The organism is Mesorhizobium sp. M1142 (assembly GCF_040318565.1).
Taxonomy (GTDB): domain Bacteria; phylum Pseudomonadota; class Alphaproteobacteria; order Rhizobiales; family Rhizobiaceae; genus Mesorhizobium.
In genome coordinates this window covers 1-1984 of record NZ_JAMYMK010000066.1, presented here as the reverse complement: position 1 = coordinate 1984, position 1984 = coordinate 1, and the positions used below count along the sequence as shown (strand labels likewise).

2 protein-coding genes are annotated in these 1984 nt (G+C 60.0%); both read left to right on the top strand.

What is annotated here, in order from left to right; translation table 11 throughout:
• Positions 1-794, top strand: a 794-nt coding sequence (locus NKH42_RS31045) for an ATP-grasp domain-containing protein (RefSeq protein WP_352974830.1), incomplete at its 5' end; no start/stop codon positions are given.
• Between the two features lie 281 nt (positions 795-1075).
• The gene (locus NKH42_RS31040) at positions 1076-1903 is read left to right on the top strand and encodes a serine hydrolase domain-containing protein (protein ID WP_352974829.1); all 828 of its coding nucleotides are present in this window, start codon (positions 1076-1078) and stop codon (positions 1901-1903) included.
• Positions 1904-1984: the final 81 nt, after the last annotated feature.

Sequence of the window (1984 nt, the reverse complement as noted above, 5' to 3'; positions counted from 1 at the left end):
GGGTCCGATTGTGCCGCGACGTCGAGGAGCTAGCCGAACACACCACCTATCTGTTGGGCGGGAAGCACATATGGCGGTCCGAGCCGAGGATATTGGTCGAGGAATTCGCACAGGGGCCCTTTTATTGCGCTGACATAATGGGAAATGAAGTTATTGCGATTTGCAACGCTGACTTTGGGCCACCACCACATTTTGTCTTTCGCGACACGACCTTTCCGGCCCCGCTGACTGATGACGAGCACGAGCATATTAAAGATCTTTCGCTGAGCTGTCTGCGAGCTCTCGGTCTTGGTTGGGGGCCAACCTGCATTGAATTCCGGTGGACGAAGCGTGGCCCAGTCGTCATTGAAGTCAATCCGCGTCTTGCGGGTGGGGCCCATCCTCAACTGATTCAGCTGGCTTACGGCATCGATGTCATCAGCGAGCACATCAAGCTTGTCATCGGCGAGCAATGGGATTTGCGCAGAAGGCATTCGCACACTGCGGCTGCGCGAGTCCTATATGCTGATCGCGATGGCATCCTCGATTGGATCGATGGCGTCCCTCAGGCGGCTGCAATATCAGGTGTCGCCGAGGTGACATTTTATGTTGAACCCAAGGCGCCGATCGGCAAGAAAGGCGATGACCGAGACTGCATCGGACATGTCATCGCCGCTTCCCCCAGCCCTGCTCGGACAGAGGCGATACTTCAGCGTGCTGTCGACTTAATCGATTGGTCGATTACACCATTTTCGACCGTTGGCGAACACGACCCTTTTGCAGGTGGCCTCAGGTCAGGGCAAGCGGGCAGCTGAGGCCGTTCAACGCAGGTAAGAGACGGCAGCAGCCCACAGGGTTGGCTCGGTTTCAGAGATCGATGTCGGTCCATCACGCGCCTGCGCATCCTGTATGCAAATTCCGATATGGTCGTGCCCAGCACCCGCTTCCAATACCCTCGCGAGGCGCTCATATCTGTCGCAGCGAAGCGGTTACGTGCAAGAACTCCGCCTTGACGTGCGGCAAACTCTGACCGGGCTTTCCGCTCCTGAACAAGCGGACAATTCTTTCCAGCATTGGCAAAGAAAGAACGGCTACAATGAAATTGCCTGAATATAATTCCCCTTTGTTGCCGTATTGCCGCGTGGACCCTGCACTGCTCGACCAGGCACGTGCGGAGATGCAACGCGATAGAGTACCGGGAATCGCCCTCGGTGTTTACCATAACGGCTGCGCCGCGACCGCCGGCCTGGGTGTAACGAACGTGGTGCATCCACAGCCGGTCGGCGGCGATACGTTGTTCCAGATCGCGTCAATCACGAAGACATTCACTGCCACCGCCGTCTTGCAACTCGTAGAGCAGGGGCGGCTCAGATTAGACGACCCGGTCCGCGCCCATCTGCCGCAGTTCACAGTCGCAGACCCAGAGGTGTCAGCTGCCGTGACCATCCGCCATTGCTTGACCCACAGCTGCGGCTGGGAAGGCGACTTCTACGAGAACCCAGGCTGGGGCGATGACGCGCTGGCCACGATGGTCGCCCGGATGGGCAAACTGGTCCAGGTCACGCCGCTGGGTGGGATGTGGTCGTACAACAACGCCGCCTTCTACGTCCTCGGGCGGATCCTCGAAGTGCTGCACGGCCGTCCCTACGAAGACGTGCTCAATGAGGCGCTGCTCGCACCCCTCGGTATGGACGACACCTGTTTCTTCGCCCACGACCTGCTTCACCGCAACTTCGCGGTCGGACACGCCGAGGACGGCGGGCAGACAGTGATCGCACGGCCGTGGGCGATGCCCCGCTGCGGCAATCCGATCGGAGGCCTGATCGCCAGCGCCGAGCACCTCGTGCGCTACGCGCGGTTCCAGTTGGACGGCGCGGCGGTGCTCAGCGACGCCATGCGATTAGCCGCCTTCGAGCCAGCCTGACGTTGCCCCCAGTTTCTATCCAGTTTTGAGTTCGTTTCCGGCGTGGGTTGTGCCCTGCTGGGCGGGTGAAGCGACGGGCGC

Coding starts and splice junctions, on each gene's coding strand:
- NKH42_RS31040 (WP_352974829.1), top strand. CDS start 1,076: ATGAAATTGCCTGAATATAATTCCCCTTTGTTGCCGTATTGCCGCGTG.